We start from the raw sequence: 16499 nt of genomic DNA, 5'->3' as shown, positions 1-16499 counted from the left end.
ATACTTAGATTTTACCAACTAGGTCTAGTGAAGGAGCAAGTGTGTCTTCACCTGGCTGCCAAGATGCAGGACAAACTTCACCGTCGTGAGTTGCAATGTATTGTGCAGCTTGTACTTTACGTACTAACTCTTTAGCGCTACGGCCAATACCTAAATCGTGAGTTTCGATTACTTTGATTTCGCCCTCAGGGTTCATTACAAAAGTACCACGAAGTGCTAGGCCTTCTTCTTCAATCATTACACCGAAGCTGCGAGTAATACGGCCAGTTGGGTCGCCAATCATTGGGTAAGTAATTTTACCAATTGTGTCTGACGTATCGTGCCATGCTTTATGAGTGAAGTGAGTATCAGTTGATACTGAGTAAACTTCTACGCCCATTTCTTGAAGCTGTGCGTAGTAATCTGCAAGGTCGCCTAGCTCTGTAGGACATACAAATGTGAAATCTGCTGGGTAAAAGAAGAAGATTGACCACTTACCAAGTACATCTTTTTCAGATACTTCTACAAAATCACCATTGTGGTATGCAGTTGTGTTGAAAGGTTGAATTTTTGTGTTGATTAATGAAGTGCTCATAGTATTCCTCATTTGTATTTAAAGTGTTTTTAAGTTACTCAACGCAGCCAAAATGTGTGGCCTTTCGCGTTGGCTTGATTAATACAATAAGCCCATCGACAAATTAAATAAAATTGATTGTTTAGATTAAAACAATCGATTTTTAAGATTAAACTATTCATAAGCATTTTTCGTAACTGATTTATTAGTGGTTAATTTATTTATCTTTTAAGAATACTGCTACAATAACCGAGCTTAAAAACACTTATACATAAGGCATGCAGCAATGGAAAAATTTATTAATCACATTCAACTTGGCTATTTAGGGTTATTGCCATTTTTAGGCTGCGTAGCATGGCCGCTTGTGTTTGGAAGTAACAGTGTAAACTTAGAGTTTTTTACTTTTTATAGCATTGCCATACTTGCCTTTATGGCTGGTAATTTATGGCGCGCTGGAATGCAAAGCTATAGCGATGCGATAAAAGCAGTTTTACCTGTAATCCCGGTGCCATTTTTATCTTTTCTGCCTGTTGAGTGGGCACTTGCCTGGTTAGGAGCCTGTTTTTGGTTGGTACTTATATTTGAAAAAGCCACAGCGCAATGGAAAACCTACCATAAAGATTATCAAAAAATGCGATTTGTGCTTACCTCTGTCGTGTTTGTGTGCCACATACTTACCATAGGTATGAGCCTTTACCCTAAATAACCTCGAGCTACTTAACCTAACGAGCGTAATGGTGTAACATCCGCGCACTGATATTTGAGGACGCACCATGATTGATACATTACGCCAACAACTAAATGAACTTGGCGAAAACTACGTAGAAAAAAACGCTGCGTTTAAAATTAAAGTTATTCCATTTTTTTGCGCTATAAGCATTAAAAAAGATCACAAAAATGAAGGCCGTTTAAGCTTTTATTCAAACCAACTAATTGAAATATTTTTAGTTGTACTATTCATGCTATTTGGCTTAACACTTTACAACCCAGAAGCTGGGTTTTCTCATGGCCCTATTCATATAGTGTTTGCTATTTTAATTACCTTTAATTTAATTTTAAAACAAATAGCCATTGAAGGGCTTAAAACCCGCCTTGCATTTCATCGTTTACACGCAGCTCACTCTCAAAACATTGCCAGTAATGATGAGCAAACACCGAGTAAGTCCGCTTAATTTATGTATTTAAATGCTGATTGGCGAATACTTACCGTAGGTGATGGCGATTTATCGTTTTCAAATGCCCTGTATACTCACATAAAACCTTCAAAATTAGTGGCTTCAACTTATGATAGTGCAGCCACTATTGAGCAAAAATACGAAAATAATGCGCTAAGCCCCCTAAAAGCACATAACGTAGATGTACTTAATAGTTTTGATGTAACAAATCCTGTCTGTTGGCAAGCACTAGGTCAAAACCAGCACAGCTTTGATGTGGTTATATTTCAGTTTCCGCTTATACCTGCATTTGTTGGCCGCGAAGCCTATGAAAGCAATACCCGCCAATCAAGCATGAACGTACTTAACCGTGCTTTGCTTCATCAATTTATTAAGTACGCTAACGAATTTGCGCTAAACCCTAACGGCCCCATGCTTTGTTATATTACCTCTAAAGATGTAAAGCCCTACAGAGAGTGGAATATTGAAGGCACTTTAAACAAAGGCTTACAGGCTGAATATTTAGGCCAAATGCCATTTGATATTAGCCACTTTGAAGGCTATAAAATTAGAAACGTAGACCGTGATAAACACGTAAAAGATACCAGTGGTATTACCTACGTGTTTAGCCCTAAAACAAGTCCTGAGTTGGTCTGTGAATTAAGCCCATATCTTTCAAAACCTACCTACTTAACACCTAATCATTGCTCGCTGTGTCGTGTTGGTCCATATATAGCGCTTGAGGATGAAACAAAGCATTTAAATGCTAAAAAACATCAGCAAATGCTTCGCCTAGAAAGCGATTGGCAAGCTTGGCTTACTCAGTTTTATAGCACACATTCACAGCCCTGATTTATGACTTTGTTTAATTAAATCTGATGCTTTTTCGGCAATCGCTATTACCGGTGCATTCGTGTTGCCGGTAATTATTGTAGGCATAATAGACGCATCAACTACGCGTAACTTACTCACACCATGTACCTGTAAATTGGTATTCACGACTGCCATTTCATCTTGCCCCATTTTACAAGTCCCTACAGGATGATACTCGGTATCGGCCGTTTGCCTGATAAACTCTATAAGTTGCTCATCGTTATTAATATCAAGTGGATACACCATTTTACCGCGTATTTTATCAAAAGCAGGGCTTTGCATTATGCTAAGCGTCTTTTTAAGTCCTGCTAGCATAATTTTTAAATCATCCGGGTGGCTTAAATAGTTAGGATCAATAAGGGGGGCACTGCGCGGGTCGCTATTTTTAAGCGTAATACTTCCACGGCTTTTTGGGCGCATAATACTGCTATGAATACTATAACCATGGCCTACATGTAGCTTACGGCTATGATCATCCACAAGCCCTATAACAAACTCAAGCTGTACATCTGCCTATTTTGAGTCTTCAAATAATTTAATAAAGGCATGCGACTCTGCAAAGTTAGTGGTTAATCGCCCTTTTCGCTTACTAAACCAGTTAACGTAGCCTTTAAAAATACTTGCAATGCCCAGGGGGCTAATACCAAACGTACCTTTACTTGTTTTTGATTTATAAAGCGGCACTACGGTTAAGTGATCTTGTAAATTAGCACCTACGCCCTCTAGAGCGTGCTCTACTTTAATATTGTGTGCTGTTAAATGTGCTTTAGGGCCAATACCTGAAAGCATTAATACCTGCGGAGAGTTAATAGCACCCGCACTCAAAATAACGTCTTTATTTGCGATTAAACTAGTTACTTTATTGTTTTTAACAAGTTCTACCCCTTGCGCTGTTTTTTCTTTAATATTTATTTTATTAACGTGGCAATTTGTAAGTACTGTTAAGTTAGTTCTATTTAAATTAGGAGTTAAATACGCCTTAGCTAGGCTGCAGCGCTCACCATTATGTTGGGTAACTTGTGAAAGACGCGCACCAAGCTGTTTTTCTCCATTTATATCGTCATTCAAATTTACGCCTTGTTCAACACATGCATTTAAAAAGCATTGGTTTATAACACTCGGATTATTAAGCTCTTGAACATGCAAAGGGCCATTAGTGCCATGTAAGTTATTATCTATAAAGGTTTTGTTATTTTCAGATTTAATAAAGTACGGTAATAAACTGTTAAAGTCCCACCCTTCATTACCAAGATGCGCCCAATTATCGTAGTCATATTTATTCCCTCTAATGTACACCATCGCATTAGTAGAGCTTGAGCCACCAAGCACTTTACCACGCGGCACAAAACCACAGCGATTATTAAGCTCTTTTTGTGGCACCGTGTTGTAATGCCAGCTATTTATGCCATACGGCACGCTTGCTGCTATTCCCGCCGGCATTTGCACAAATGCACTTTTATCGCTGCCACCGGATTCAATAAGGCACACACTTACATTTTTATCTTCTGATAAACGAGCAGCTAGCACACAACCCGCGCTACCAGCGCCAATTACTATATAATCAAAAGATTGATTGTTCATATTAAGGCCTTACTAAAGCTAATTTAAGAGTGATTAACACTATAGTGCATAGAAAAAACCTTCAAAACTTGATATTTTTAGACATCACTACTCACTTCACTATTGGCAATGTTTTGAGCAATTTAATTAGAGCCACATCGTTACAAGGTATTAATGCGCTTATAGAAGAGCTAGGCGGGAATGCTCTACGTGTTATGAAAACGTGCAATGTGGAAGTAGATTTTACCAATCTTGAAGATCAATATTTACCCTATCGTACTTATGCTTTTTTATTAGAGTATTGTAGCCATACGTTTAACTGCCCATGCTTTGGGCTTAAATTAGCGAATAAACAAAATTTTGATATTTTGGGGCACATTGCTATTGCGGCAAAAAGTGGCACTAATTTAGGCGAAGCACTTAACTGGGTGATAAAATACTTACACTTACATAGCCCTGCAGTGAGCTTAACCACGCATTCTTTAGAAAATGATAAAAATTTACTCTTATCATTTGAGATAAATCTAAAACCATTACCTCAAATTAACCAGGTGATTGAACTAACCATTGGCTTGGCAGTGGCTATTATTAAAAAGCTGAGCAATAACCAGTGCAAACCTCTAAACGTGTTTTTACCACAAAAAATAGCAGCAAATACCCGCGCTTATAAAACTCATTTTGGCTGCACTGTTATAGAACATCGAAATAGTGCGGGTATTGTTATTAATAAAAACGATTTAGCACTTAAACTTAACCAGCATGAACATAACAAAACACAGGCAGCACTTAGTTTTTTAGCCACACGAGGAGAACATAATCGCTCATTACCCGCCCAAGTAAGCGCACTAATTAGACCTATGCTACCTATTTATCAATGCTCTAATCAAACCATTTCAGCTGCGCTGGGTATGCACCCTCGTACACTACACAGAGAGCTTAGCAAACACAGTACAAGCTTTGTAAAACTCAAAGACGCCACGCGGTGTGCTTTAGCCGAGCATTATTTAACACAAAACCAATATTCTATCTCGACTATTTCAGAACTTTTAGGCTACCAAGAGCAAGCAACACTAAGTGCAAATGTTAAACGTTGGTTTGGCTGCTCTCCTAGGGCGTGTCGAACTTTGTGGATTGAAATTTGTTCAATCTAGGGGCGATTTAATCGCGGCGCGCGGTTTGTAACCTAGTGGGCTAAGTAAAAATCGAGCAACAAAGAGTCAATCGTCCCTAGAAAGAACCCATAGGGCAGCGCATGTTTGGTCTTTATGCTGCGTTATCGCCTATTTATGGGGAATAACCACACTACATAGGCTCTGCCTTGCCTAAAAACCAAACATACTGCTGTAAATTCAACCACCAAAGCTCAACACGCCCTAAAGTATATAGAGCTAAAAGAATGTTAAACTAAACGCTCTTATTATTTTTATTAAAGCTAAGGAGTGAGCATGAACTTTGTTATTGTTGGCACTAATTTTATTAGCGACACCTTACTCAATGCGGCAAATACATTAGCCAATTTTAATTTATATGGCGTGTGTTCGCGCGCAGTCTCAAGTGGGGAAGCATTTTTAACAAAACACCCTCAAAATTCGAACGCAAAAATTTTCACTTCAATTGAGCAAGTATGCCAAGATCAAAACGTTGATGCCGTATACATTGCAGCGCCAAATAGTCTGCATAAACATTACGCAGTAATGTGCCTTGAAGCAGGCAAACATGTATTAGGTGAAAAACCATCAGCAGCTAATACTAACGAACTAAATGCTATTTTAACAGCGGCAAAAAAACATCAGCGTCTCTACATGGAAGCTATGATGACCACACACTTGCCAAACTTTACCAACCTTAAAAGTGCTCTGGCTAAAATTGGTACACCGCGTAAATTTATTGGTCAATACAGTCAGTACTCTTCTCGCTATGATAAATACAAAAATGGTGAGCGCCCAAATACATTTTTACCTGAGTTTGCTAACGGTGCCTTGGTCGACTTAGGTATTTACCCATTGTATTTATTAATTGCACTGTGGGGAGCGCCAAACAGTGTAAGTGCCAGTGGCGTATTACTAGATACAGGTGTGGATGGCGCGGGCGATGTATTACTAAACTACGCAGATAAACAAGCTGTTATTAGTTATTCAAAAATTTCGCAAGGCGACAATATAACCGAGATACAAGGTGAACTTGGCCGCATGCGTATAGAAGCCGTATCACAGCTTAAACAGATTGAATTTATTGCAAATAACGGTGAAACAGAAGTTATTTCAGGTAAGTTTGATGAGCATTTTATGAAATACGAAGTAGCTCACTTTATCGAGTTGGTTGAGCAAAACATGCTTGAATCGCCTGTTAATACCCACCAATTAGCATCTAATGTAATGAGCGTACTAGATGATGCGCGTATACAACTTGGTGTTATATACCCAAGCGATAAATAATAAAATATATATGGGCGTTAACCAACGACAGTTAACGCCCAAAGGGAAGTTAAAACAACTAACTAAGACTACACTTTTTATTACAATAACGACCCCCATCCGTGGGTAATCAATTTGAGTTATCAACTATAAAATTCTTAATTTGCAACAAATAACACTTACAGTGCAACTTTGACTTATTACCAATGCATCTATATTTGCAACCTTAAAACTAACCTAACACATAAAAACATTACCAATCAAGCTGGCCAATTGCATTATTTTAAACTAAATTGGTAATACATAAACGCAACCATTGGTGTATAGTGGTTTGCAAGCGTAACATCGCGTTAGAATTTTGACATAATAGTGAATTTTGGGGTAACCTCTGGTATTAACTGTTGTTTTTGACTATTAGGCCCCAGAGGCCATTATTCCTTAAGGTAATGAAGGTAAAGTATGGGTAATCGTCGCTTATTTTGGCGCATTGTTGATAAAGTTGAGTCTTTGATAAATCAAGGTGAGTTTTCTGCTGGAAGTCGTTTACCACCAGAGCGTGAACTTGCTGAAATGTTTGACGTAAGTCGCCCTACTATCAGAGAAGCAATTATCGCATTAGAAGTGCGCGGCCGAGTTGAAGTTAAAACTGGCTCAGGTGTTTATGTTGTTGAGCAGCTAGAAAAACCAATTAAATCTAAAGAAATTAGTGCATTTGAACTTACTCAAGCGCGTGCTTTAATTGAAGGCGAAATTGCAGCACTGGCAGCTCAAACTATTACCGATGAAGAGTTAGAGCAATTAAATAAAACGCTAATCGCTATGGAAAAGGGCCTTTATGTTGAGCAGGCTGACCGTGAGTTTCACGAAATTATAGCCCGCGCTACTCGTAATAAAGCGCTTGAATATGCTGTATCTAATTTATGGGATTTACGTCTTAACAACGCTCAAATTGTTACCGATTATGGCAGCGTATGTAAAAACAATAACGACTGCGTAATGGACGAACATACCGCTATTTACAAAGCGCTTAAGTCTCATGATGCAAGTGCCGCACGCACAGCAATGCATAAACATTTTAATCGCTTAATTAATGCTTTATTTGATGCAGTAGAATCACGTGCACTTGAAGAAATTAAACGTAAAAATGATGAGAAAAGAGGACTTTACTCTTTAGACGGTTTGGTTAAAAGCGCAAACTAATACCCTTATTAATTACTTATACTGAAAAATAGCGAACAAGTCTTACTTGCTCGCTATTTTTTTGCTTATCACCTTGGTATAGCTATTCTATTTGAGTAAACAACACGCTTTTTCTAGCAGCTATACATTTAACTTGCTTTAAAACGTATTAAGGGTTTAACTATTTTTAAGCAATGCTTCAAGATGTATTAATTACTGGGTATTGATGTTTCACTAGTAATTAAAAAAAGATACACTGCGCAAAACCAGCCGATTGTAAGTAAGGAATTCAATGCAATCATCCACTAAAGATTTTTTACTCGCCATTATTTGTGTAATTTTAGCTATGATCACCATTCAATCTGGTGCCTCTATTGCTAAGCAATTATTTCCTATTGTTGGCCCCGAGGGCACTACTGCACTAAGGCTTGGTTTTTCTGCGCTTATTTTATGTTTAATCTTTAAACCTTGGAAACACTTACCCACGCAGGGTAATCGCACCTCTATTATTGTTTATGGTTTAAGCCTTGGCGGTATGAATATTTTATTTTATTACGCTATAGAGCGTATTCCGCTGGGTATAGGTGTTGCGCTTGAATTTACCGGCCCTTTAGCTGTGGCGCTATTTAGCTCTCGCCGCAAGCGCGATTTATTTTGGGTAGCCTGTGCCATTGCTGGTATTTTACTGTTACTACCCGATATGAGCAGCCAAGATAGCCTAGACCCTATAGGTGTCATACTTGCCCTTGCAGCAGGAGCTTGCTGGGCGGCGTATATTTTATTTGGTAAAAAAACCGGCACTCAAAGCTCAGGTGGTGCAACGGTTGCTTTAGGTATGACCATTGCTGCGCTAGTACTTGTACCTTATGGTGGCATATCGCAAAGCAGTGCATTTACATGGGGAATTATACCGCTCGGCATTGGCATTGCCATTTTATCAAGCGCCCTGCCCTATACACTTGAAATGGTCGCTCTACGCAATATGCCCGCACAAGGGTTTAGCATTATGCTTAGCTTAGAGCCTGCATTTGCAGCCCTTGCAGGCTTTATAATACTTGGAGAGTTACTTACATTATGGCAGTGGTTGGCTATTTTATTAGTGATTATAGCCTCTGTTGGTAGCTCATTTTCAAGTGTTAAAAAACAAAAAAACACCTTAGATCTAACAAGTTAAAACAAATAGCCATCGTATAAATTACGATGGCTACGTGCTTAATAATACCTATTTAACTAACCGATTTAGCGCTTTTGTTGTTTGTTAGCAAATACCCAATTAATGAAATAAGCGGCATACCAGCGGCTACTAACGCAACGCTTGTCCAGCCTCCGGCCTCATAAAGCGGGCTGGCTATAAGTGAGCCTACAGCCCCACCTACAAAAATACTCGTCATGTAAATCGCGTTTAGTCGCGCACGGCTTTTCGGCTCTAATGAATACACAGCCCGCTGGCCAAGTACCATGTTTGCTTGCACAGCAAAGTCAATAAACACACCTGTCAAAGCTAAAATTATTATCCCGTTGGGTAACTCAAATAAACTAGGTAAAAAGCACACTGCGGCAATCACTTTTGCTAATAACGATAACTGATGCGTGTAACCTTTATCGGCTAAGCGCCCAACAATAGGTGCTGCAATAGCGCCTGCTGCGCCAACTAAAGCAAATAGCGCTATTTGTGATTGCGATAAGCCATATTCTCGCGCAAGTACAATGGGGGCGCTTGTCCAAAATAAGCTAAAAGAGGCAAACATTAATGCCTGAAAAAGAGCTCGTTGTCGCAGAACAGGTTGGCTTATCATTAACTGCTTAAGCGATTTTAATAATTTAAAATAGGACGTTTTTTGATTTGGATGCCTGTGCGGAATGGCAAAATAAATTACGCTTGCAATAAACACCATACAGCCGGCTGCAAAATAAAATACCGCACGCCAACCAAAGTGATCGGCAATTAGGCTCGATATAGGCCTTGCGAGTAAAATACCTAATAATAAACCTGCCATAATATTACCCAGCACTTGGCCACGCTTTTCGTCAGACGATAAATGCGCCGCAAGCGGAATAAGCACCTGAACAGACACCGAGCTAATACCTATCATTAAACATAAAATAAGCATTACATTTGGTGTATCGGCAAGGGCTGTGCCTATTAAGCTCAAAAACGATACTCCAAGCGTTATAAGCATTAAGCGCTTATTTTCGACGAGATCAGCTAATGGCACTAAAAAAAATAGCCCAAGGGCATAGCCAATTTGCGTAAGCGAAACAATAAAACTAGCACTATGCGGGCTTAACCCCACCTCGGGTGCTAATAACTCAATAATGGGTTGAGCGTAGTAAATGTTGGCAACAATAAGTCCGCAACATAAAGCAATAATGCTAACAAGTGTATTGCTAAGTGGCTGCGGTGAAACGCCTGTTTGAGTCATGTATTTCTCTGTTTTGTACAGTTTAAAAATAATAAAACCCAATGGGTACAAAGCCCATTGGGTTATAACCTCGTACTTTGCTTACTTTATTGGTGATGGCTTACCATGCGGGCTTGAGCGTAAATACTGTTTAGGTGCAGTTACAGTAGCGCCAAGCTCTGCTGCTGCATGCCAAGGCCAGTGCGGGTCATATAAAATACCACGCGCAAGTGCCACGCCATCGGCTTGCTGCTCGCTAATAATATCTTCGGCTTGTTGTGGCTCGGTAATTAAACCCACGGCTATAACAGGCATATTCACAGCCTCTTTAATAGCTGTTGCAAATGGCACCTGAAAGTTAGGTTTAACAGGTATTTGTTGTTCAGGGCTTAAACCCGCTGTACTTACATGAATAAAATCACAGCCGAGCTCATCAAGGGCTTTAGCAAGCGCTACTGATTGTTCTAAATCCCAGCCCCCTTCTACCCAATCAGTCGCAGAAATACGAATACCCACGGGTTTGTTACTGTTAAATTCTGCGCGAACAGCTTTAAATACTTCAAGCACAATACGCATACGGTTTTGCAAACTGCCTCCATATTCATCATCGCGCTTGTTACTTAAAGGTGATAAAAACTGATGCAACAAATACCCATGCGCCCCATGTAACTCTATTAAATCAAGGCCTAGCTCGTCAGCGCGTTTAGCGGCGCTTACAAAGTCTTTAATTAATGAGTCTATGTCGGATTGGCTCATGGCTTTTGGCTCTGGGCTATTTTCGCCGTACGCGACTGCTGAAGGCGCAAGCGTTTGCCAGCCGTTTTCATCCGTTGGGCTTAATGCACCACCCCCATCCCATGGCTTTTCTGTAGATGCTTTACGCCCAGCATGTGCTAGCTGAATACCAATAGGCATAGAGCTATATTGTCTAACCGCTTTTAAACTTTTATCTAATGCTTGCTGGGTTTCATTATTCCAAAGCCCTAAATCGCCATAACTAATACGCCCCTCAGGATTAACCGCTGTGGCCTCTAAAATAAGTAACCCTGCCCCGCTTAAGCTTAACTGCCCTAAATGAATGGTATGCCAATCACTAGCTGCACCATTATTTGCTGAATACTGGCACATAGGTGCAATAATAATTCGGTTGTTTAATGTGAGTTGCCCTATGTTTAACTCCGAGAATAACTGACTCATTGTTTGCTCCTTGATGCGCGCACACATGTGCGAATTAAAATAGCTTACGATAACTAACGATAATGGGGATCAAACTTAATTTTTACAGTGCAAAAAATAGAATAAGTCATTACTAAAAAAGCTACCTCAAACGTTTTTTTATCAGGGCTTAAGAAGCATTAACAAACACAACAATTAATGCAATTTTAAAAACGTGAATGGCTATTTACTTTTAAACAATCATGCTAGCTGTATGTAACATGTACCTAATTTACTAAAAACATCGGATGCAAGATGTATTTACATGAGTTAAAGTTTATTTTAACGCGCTATTTATTCCAAAAAAGTGAATTAAAATTCAACTTTATTATTCCCTGCCCCTTAACTCCCTGATAAACTGTTCACTTAATTTACTAATGTAAAACATTTGAACTGGGGATCACTTTTTATGTTTAAACCAAGCTTGTTAACCTTGGCTATTTCGAGCGCTGTATCTGGCGTATTTTTATTTCCTAATGCCGCACTTGCTCAAGAAGAAGTTGCAGCTAACAACAAATCGCTCGAAGTAATCGAAGTTACAGCAACAAGGCGCAGTGGCTCTGTGCAAAATGCACCGCTAAATATTACAGCGCTCGATGCCGATATTATGAAAGATCAAAATATCAGTGAGCTTGCGGATGTAGCACGCTGGGTACCTGGTTTAACAATTACCGATCAAGGTGGCCGCTCAGGCTCTCCTATCATTGTTCGTGGTTTAAACACTAACTCGTCTGGCCCATCATCAGATGGCGGTACCGTATCAACTTACATTAACGAAATTCCGGTTTCGGTTGATATGCGCTTGGTAGATATAGAGCGCGTTGAAGTATTAATTGGGCCACAAGGCACCCTTTATGGTGCGGGCACATTAGGCGGCGCAATTCGTTACATGCTTAAAGAGCCTGAGCTTGATTTTACATCGCTTGAAGTTTACGGCGATATGTTTCAAACCCAAGAAAGTGACTCTTTAGGTGGCGAAGGCGGGTTTATTGTTAACCTTCCTATTATCGAAGATGAACTTGCAGTGCGTGCAAGCTTAAACGTATACGAAGACCCAGGCTTTATTGATTATGCTTACACAGTGCGTGAGCCAGGTGTATCTCTACCGGACCCTGATTGGAGCAACGCCGACGAAGTAAACAACAATATTAAAAATGTTGAAGATGCTAACGGCGAAACAACTACCACAGGGCGTATTTCTGTACGTTGGAAACCAAGCGAAACATTTGAAGGGACACTTAATTACTTTTACCAAAACCAAGACAGCGAAGGCCGCTCGATTGTTCATTACAACAGTTTAAACGATGATAATGGCTTAAGCGATATTGTAGGTAAATACGAGTCTGCTTATCGTTATGAAGAACCGCGCGAAAAAGAAGATCAATTACTAAGCCTCGAGCTAAAAGCAGACCTAGGTTTTGCAGAGCTAGTATCGGCTACGGGTATTTCAAGCTTTGATGCCGACGGCCAACGCGACCAAACCGATTTGCTTATTCGTCTTGATTACGGCTACGAAGAATTTCCAGCGTTTTCATCTTTCACGCGTGAAATTGAAGAAGAAGACACCTTCACTCAAGAAATTCGCTTAGTGTCTCAAAGCGACAGCGACTTTAACTGGATTGTGGGTGGCTTTTACAACAAAACAGAAACCGAAGCATCAAGTAGAGAGTTTACGCCTGGGTTTGACCAATTCGCTATCGATAACTTTGGTGGCGCTCAGCTAAGACCTGACTCATTAGAATACTTAGAGCTTACAAAAAGTAAAGTCACTGAGTCTGCGCTATTCGGCGAAGTTGGCTACCAAGTTACCGAAAAATTAGATATTACCATTGGTGCACGTTTTTACGAATACGATGTAGAGGCGCAAGCAGCATTTGACTTCCCGCTTGCAAATACACTTTATGGCGATGCAGACCCTGATGCAATCACCGTTGCTTACGAAAAAGACGAAGCAGGCGATAACGGTAACTTATTCAAATTTAATGCTAAATACCAGTTTACTAATTCAGTAATGGGTTATGTAACAGTAAGTGAAGGCTTTAGAATTGGCGGTTCCAACCTTCTAGCTGTTTGCCCTGATCCTATCCCTGAAAACCAGCAAACAGGATGTGGTAACGCTGACGAAAGGCTTTTTGATGCAGATACTACTACAAACTACGAGTTAGGCTTTAAAAGTACCTGGTTTAGAAGCCAACTACACTTTAACGCCGCGTTATTCAACATAGATTGGGATGATGCACAAATTACAGGCGCTACAGATGTAGGCCAATTAACGTATCTTTCAAACGCAGGCAGCGCAAATGCAAAAGGGATTGAAATTTCTTCCCGTGCGATTTTATCTGACTCATTCTCGGTTTATGCAACTTACGCATACACCAAAGCAGAGCTAACATCAGACGCACCATTTTTGTTTAATGCTGATGGCACCGATGGCGCAGAAGACGGCGACCGTTTACCGGGCTCGCCAGAGCATCAGTTCTCAATGGGTGTAAACTATCAAACAGATGTGTTTAACGACAAAACCCTTGATATTAACTACGGTTTAACCGCACAAAGTGATGTAATTTCAAAAGTAGGTTTGCATGACAATGGCGAAACCCTGCCAGGTTACAGCTTAAGTAATATTTCTGCTAAGCTAACGGCTGATGAGTGGTCTACTACTTTATACATTGATAACGTATTTAATAAATACGCCGTTACATCAGTACGTCGTTCAGATGCCGATATAACATCTGCGAACGGTGCCGACATACAACGTAACTACGGCCATTACATTAATCGCCCACTAACGGTAGGTGTTAAATTTAACTATAAATTTGAAATATAATTTATAGTTACTTTTAAACAATGTTATAAGGCTCAAATTTATTTGAGCCTTTTTTCTTTATTAACGCGTAACTAAACAATAAAAATAAAACAATGCAGCCAAATTTAAAACAACTCCACCAAAGCGCAATTAATCATTTAAACCAAGGCAATATTGAGCTTGCTCATAAAGCGTTAGCTGAATTGGTTACTCAAAAAAACGACTTTGCCGATGGATACTTTTTACTGGCCATGGTTAATTTACGTGTTGGGCAAATACACAAAGCCATAAAGTTAATCGAAAAAGCCCTTAGCTTTGGTAAAAGCATTGAATACAGCGCCCAACTTGCAAAATGTTATGCAATAACAGGCGAGCTTACTAAAGCCAAAAACACCGCTTTAGCCATACCCGTTGAGCAAATAAAAATGCCTCTTGATGCCGACACCTTAGGTGTTGCACTTACACAAGCTGGCCTGCACAAAGAGGCACTAAATTACTTTAACTGCGCTATTGAACTGGCTAACCATGCAAATAAACCGCAACCACAGTTTTATTATAATTTAGGGGTAAGCGCTAAGTTTTTAGGCCAATTTGAACAAGCCAAAAATGCATTTGAAAGCGCAATTACCCTAAACCCACTTCACCATGCAAGCCATTTTGCATTAAGCGATTTAACCAAGGCGTCGCTGCAAAATAACCATATTGAACGCCTAAAAAACGTGTTTGAGCAAGTAACACACCCCGATGCAAAATTACACATTGGCCACGCACTTGCAAAAGAGTACCAAGACATAGGCAAGTTTGATGATGCGTTTAGCAGCCTAGAGCAAGGAAAAGCCACTAAACGCGCTATGCAGCCATTTGATCATAAAAGCTCAGCCGCATTATTTGAACACATTAAACATTTAAGTGAGCAGCATAAACATGCGCTAACACAAGGTAACCCAACAGCCGAACCTATTTTTGTATTAGGTATGCCCCGCTCTGGCACCACATTGGTTGAGCGTATTTTATCGAGCCACAGCGACGTACAATCAGCCGGTGAATTACAAGACTTTGGCCTAAGCGTTAAAAAATTAAGCCAAACTCAAACACCGCATGTACTTGATACTCAAACACTCACTAAAGCTTACGAGCTTGATTTTAATCAGCTTGGGACAACGTATTTAAACGCCACTCGCGTAACCACCGGCAGCCATAAGCACTTTATAGATAAACTCCCGTTTAACTTTTTTTATATCGACTTAATAACCAAAGCCCTACCAAACGCTAAAATTATTTGCATGCTGCGCGACCCTATGGACACCTGCATTGGTAACTACCGCCAGCTATTTACCATTAATAACCCCTACTACGCATACTCGCTCGATTTACTCGACACAGCCAAATTTTATAGCCGCTTTTACAAACTCATGCAGCACTTTGGCGCCCTGCACAGCAATATAAAATTAGTAAAATACGAAGAGCTAGTCGCCCAGCCCGAGCAGCAAATTAAAGAGTTAGTCAGCTTTTGTAATTTAGAGTGGCAAGCACAGTGTATAGACTTTCACTTAAACACCGCTCCGGTCTCTACGGCTAGTAAAGTACAAGTACGCCAACCATTAAATAGCAAAGCAATCGGCCGTTGGAAGGCGTTTAAACCCCATACTAATGCAGCAGTGAAGTACCTTTTAAAGCAAGGTATAGATGTTGAGTAAGTATTTTTTGAAAAACATGCATATGTTCATCATTCTAATATTTTTGTTCTGCACCCATAGTAGTGCTGCGACGACCACTGCAGATATTAAAAATAATAAACCCTTAAAAATGCAGATACCAACTGGTCTAAAATTGCCTCTAAATTTTGAACTATTAACTCAAAAAAAGCTTCTTGGCTCACTAAATAAAAACGACGACTGTTCTATCAAAGACGAACATCATAACAATCGATTTGTCTCAGTTTTTAAGCTAAGTTCGGGCGATAAACTGCTTGCATTAGCTTGCAACACTGGAGCATATCAAGATAGCTATTTGACCTATTATGTCAAGACGTTAACTAACATGGCTTACCCCATAACTTGGTCAGAACCTACTTTTATTGATAATAAGTGGGAGCTAAAGCGAACTAATTTACTTACCGGCAGTATTGAAATTACCGAAATAGGGAATGAATTAAAGTCTCTGCGCTTATACTCTGCTTTTGGCTCTTGCGGTTATAGTGTTAATTACACCATTTCGTTCCCACAATTAATTAATCTAAAACCTAATTTAATAAATGCTGACAACGATTGTGGTAATAGCCTCTTAGTTGATAAGTGGCCTATAATTTCCAATGCAAATTAAAGAGTTGGTCAGCTTTTGTAA

General features: G+C 39.7%; 13 protein-coding genes and 1 pseudogene. 10 read left to right on the top strand and 4 right to left on the bottom strand.

Annotated elements, in window-relative coordinates; all coding sequences use genetic code 11:
• Positions 1-4 precede the first annotated feature (4 nt).
• Positions 5-574, bottom strand: a complete 570-nt coding sequence (ahpC, locus tag ALFOR1_RS18365) for an alkyl hydroperoxide reductase subunit C (RefSeq protein WP_104643976.1) — start codon at positions 572-574, stop codon at positions 5-7.
• Between the two features lie 265 nt (positions 575-839).
• Here ahpC and ALFOR1_RS18360 point away from each other — a divergent pair, with 265 nt between their 5' ends.
• The 3 genes from ALFOR1_RS18360 (at position 840) to ALFOR1_RS18350 (ending at position 2559) form a co-directional block, all read left to right on the top strand.
• Positions 840-1259, top strand: a complete 420-nt coding sequence (locus tag ALFOR1_RS18360) for a DUF3429 domain-containing protein (protein ID WP_104643975.1) — start codon at positions 840-842, stop codon at positions 1257-1259.
• A gap of 67 nt (positions 1260-1326) precedes the next feature.
• Entirely contained in the window at positions 1327-1725 is a 399-nt protein-coding gene (locus tag ALFOR1_RS18355) for a hypothetical protein (protein WP_058549914.1), read from the top strand.
• Between the two features lie 3 nt (positions 1726-1728).
• Positions 1729-2559 (top strand): class I SAM-dependent methyltransferase, encoded by an 831-nt coding sequence (locus ALFOR1_RS18350; RefSeq protein WP_104643974.1) that lies wholly within the window; start codon positions 1729-1731, stop codon positions 2557-2559.
• Here ALFOR1_RS18350 and ALFOR1_RS18345 read toward each other — a convergent pair.
• Positions 2548-4161: pseudogene (locus ALFOR1_RS18345) on the bottom strand (GMC family oxidoreductase). The gene ALFOR1_RS18350 and the pseudogene ALFOR1_RS18345 sit on opposite strands and share 12 nt — an antisense overlap.
• 113 nt (positions 4162-4274) lie before the next feature.
• On the opposite strand from ALFOR1_RS18345, the gene ALFOR1_RS18340 reads away from it, so the two are divergent.
• The 4 genes from ALFOR1_RS18340 (at position 4275) to ALFOR1_RS18325 (ending at position 8907) form a co-directional block, all read left to right on the top strand.
• Entirely contained in the window at positions 4275-5291 is a 1017-nt protein-coding gene (locus tag ALFOR1_RS18340; protein ID WP_104644178.1) for an AraC family transcriptional regulator, read from the top strand.
• 294 nt (positions 5292-5585) lie between these two features.
• Positions 5586-6575, top strand: coding sequence for a Gfo/Idh/MocA family protein (locus ALFOR1_RS18335; RefSeq protein ID WP_104643973.1), 990 nt, complete (start codon positions 5586-5588; stop codon positions 6573-6575).
• Positions 6576-7013: 438 nt separating this feature from the next.
• Entirely contained in the window at positions 7014-7754 is a 741-nt protein-coding gene (locus ALFOR1_RS18330) for a FadR/GntR family transcriptional regulator (RefSeq protein WP_058549918.1), read from the top strand.
• A 271-nt stretch (positions 7755-8025) separates the two neighbouring features.
• Positions 8026-8907, top strand: a complete 882-nt coding sequence (locus tag ALFOR1_RS18325; protein ID WP_058549919.1) for an EamA family transporter — start codon at positions 8026-8028, stop codon at positions 8905-8907.
• A gap of 52 nt (positions 8908-8959) precedes the next feature.
• On the opposite strand, the gene ALFOR1_RS18320 is transcribed toward ALFOR1_RS18325, so the two are convergent.
• Complete coding sequence (locus ALFOR1_RS18320; protein ID WP_104643972.1) at positions 8960-10156, bottom strand: MFS transporter; 1197 nt, start codon at positions 10154-10156, stop codon at positions 8960-8962.
• Positions 10157-10237: 81 nt separating this feature from the next.
• Positions 10238-11332 carry an NADH:flavin oxidoreductase/NADH oxidase gene (locus ALFOR1_RS18315; protein ID WP_104643971.1) on the bottom strand — a complete coding sequence of 365 codons (1095 nt, stop codon included), beginning with the start codon at positions 11330-11332 and terminating at the stop codon, positions 10238-10240.
• 427 nt (positions 11333-11759) lie between these two features.
• Between ALFOR1_RS18315 and ALFOR1_RS18310 the strand changes: the two genes are divergently transcribed.
• The 3 genes from ALFOR1_RS18310 (at position 11760) to ALFOR1_RS18300 (ending at position 16478) form a co-directional block, all read left to right on the top strand.
• Positions 11760-14177, top strand: coding sequence for a TonB-dependent receptor (locus ALFOR1_RS18310; protein ID WP_104643970.1), 2418 nt, complete (start codon positions 11760-11762; stop codon positions 14175-14177).
• Between the two features lie 92 nt (positions 14178-14269).
• Positions 14270-15853 (top strand): tetratricopeptide repeat-containing sulfotransferase family protein, encoded by a 1584-nt coding sequence (locus ALFOR1_RS18305; protein WP_104643969.1) that lies wholly within the window; start codon positions 14270-14272, stop codon positions 15851-15853.
• A 7-nt stretch (positions 15854-15860) separates the two neighbouring features.
• On the top strand, positions 15861-16478 hold the full coding sequence (locus ALFOR1_RS18300) for a hypothetical protein (protein WP_131692521.1): 618 nt from the start codon (positions 15861-15863) through the stop codon (positions 16476-16478).
• Positions 16479-16499: the final 21 nt, after the last annotated feature.

The organism is Pseudoalteromonas carrageenovora IAM 12662 (genome assembly GCF_900239935.1).
GTDB lineage: Bacteria > Pseudomonadota > Gammaproteobacteria > Enterobacterales > Alteromonadaceae > Pseudoalteromonas > Pseudoalteromonas carrageenovora.
This window is presented reverse-complemented; position numbering and strand designations above follow the sequence as displayed.

Bases quoted from the DNA above. Each gene is read 5' to 3' on its own strand.
- ahpC (WP_104643976.1), bottom strand. From the start codon at position 574: ATGAGCACTTCATTAATCAACACAAAAATTCAACCTTTCAACACAACT.
- ALFOR1_RS18360 (WP_104643975.1), top strand. From the start codon at position 840: ATGGAAAAATTTATTAATCACATTCAACTTGGCTATTTAGGGTTATTG.
- ALFOR1_RS18355 (WP_058549914.1), top strand. From the start codon at position 1,327: ATGATTGATACATTACGCCAACAACTAAATGAACTTGGCGAAAACTAC.
- ALFOR1_RS18350 (WP_104643974.1), top strand. From the start codon at position 1,729: ATGTATTTAAATGCTGATTGGCGAATACTTACCGTAGGTGATGGCGAT.
- ALFOR1_RS18335 (WP_104643973.1), top strand. From the start codon at position 5,586: ATGAACTTTGTTATTGTTGGCACTAATTTTATTAGCGACACCTTACTC.
- ALFOR1_RS18330 (WP_058549918.1), top strand. From the start codon at position 7,014: ATGGGTAATCGTCGCTTATTTTGGCGCATTGTTGATAAAGTTGAGTCT.
- ALFOR1_RS18325 (WP_058549919.1), top strand. From the start codon at position 8,026: ATGCAATCATCCACTAAAGATTTTTTACTCGCCATTATTTGTGTAATT.
- ALFOR1_RS18320 (WP_104643972.1), bottom strand. From the start codon at position 10,156: ATGACTCAAACAGGCGTTTCACCGCAGCCACTTAGCAATACACTTGTT.
- ALFOR1_RS18315 (WP_104643971.1), bottom strand. From the start codon at position 11,332: ATGAGTCAGTTATTCTCGGAGTTAAACATAGGGCAACTCACATTAAAC.
- ALFOR1_RS18310 (WP_104643970.1), top strand. From the start codon at position 11,760: ATGTTTAAACCAAGCTTGTTAACCTTGGCTATTTCGAGCGCTGTATCT.
- ALFOR1_RS18305 (WP_104643969.1), top strand. From the start codon at position 14,270: ATGCAGCCAAATTTAAAACAACTCCACCAAAGCGCAATTAATCATTTA.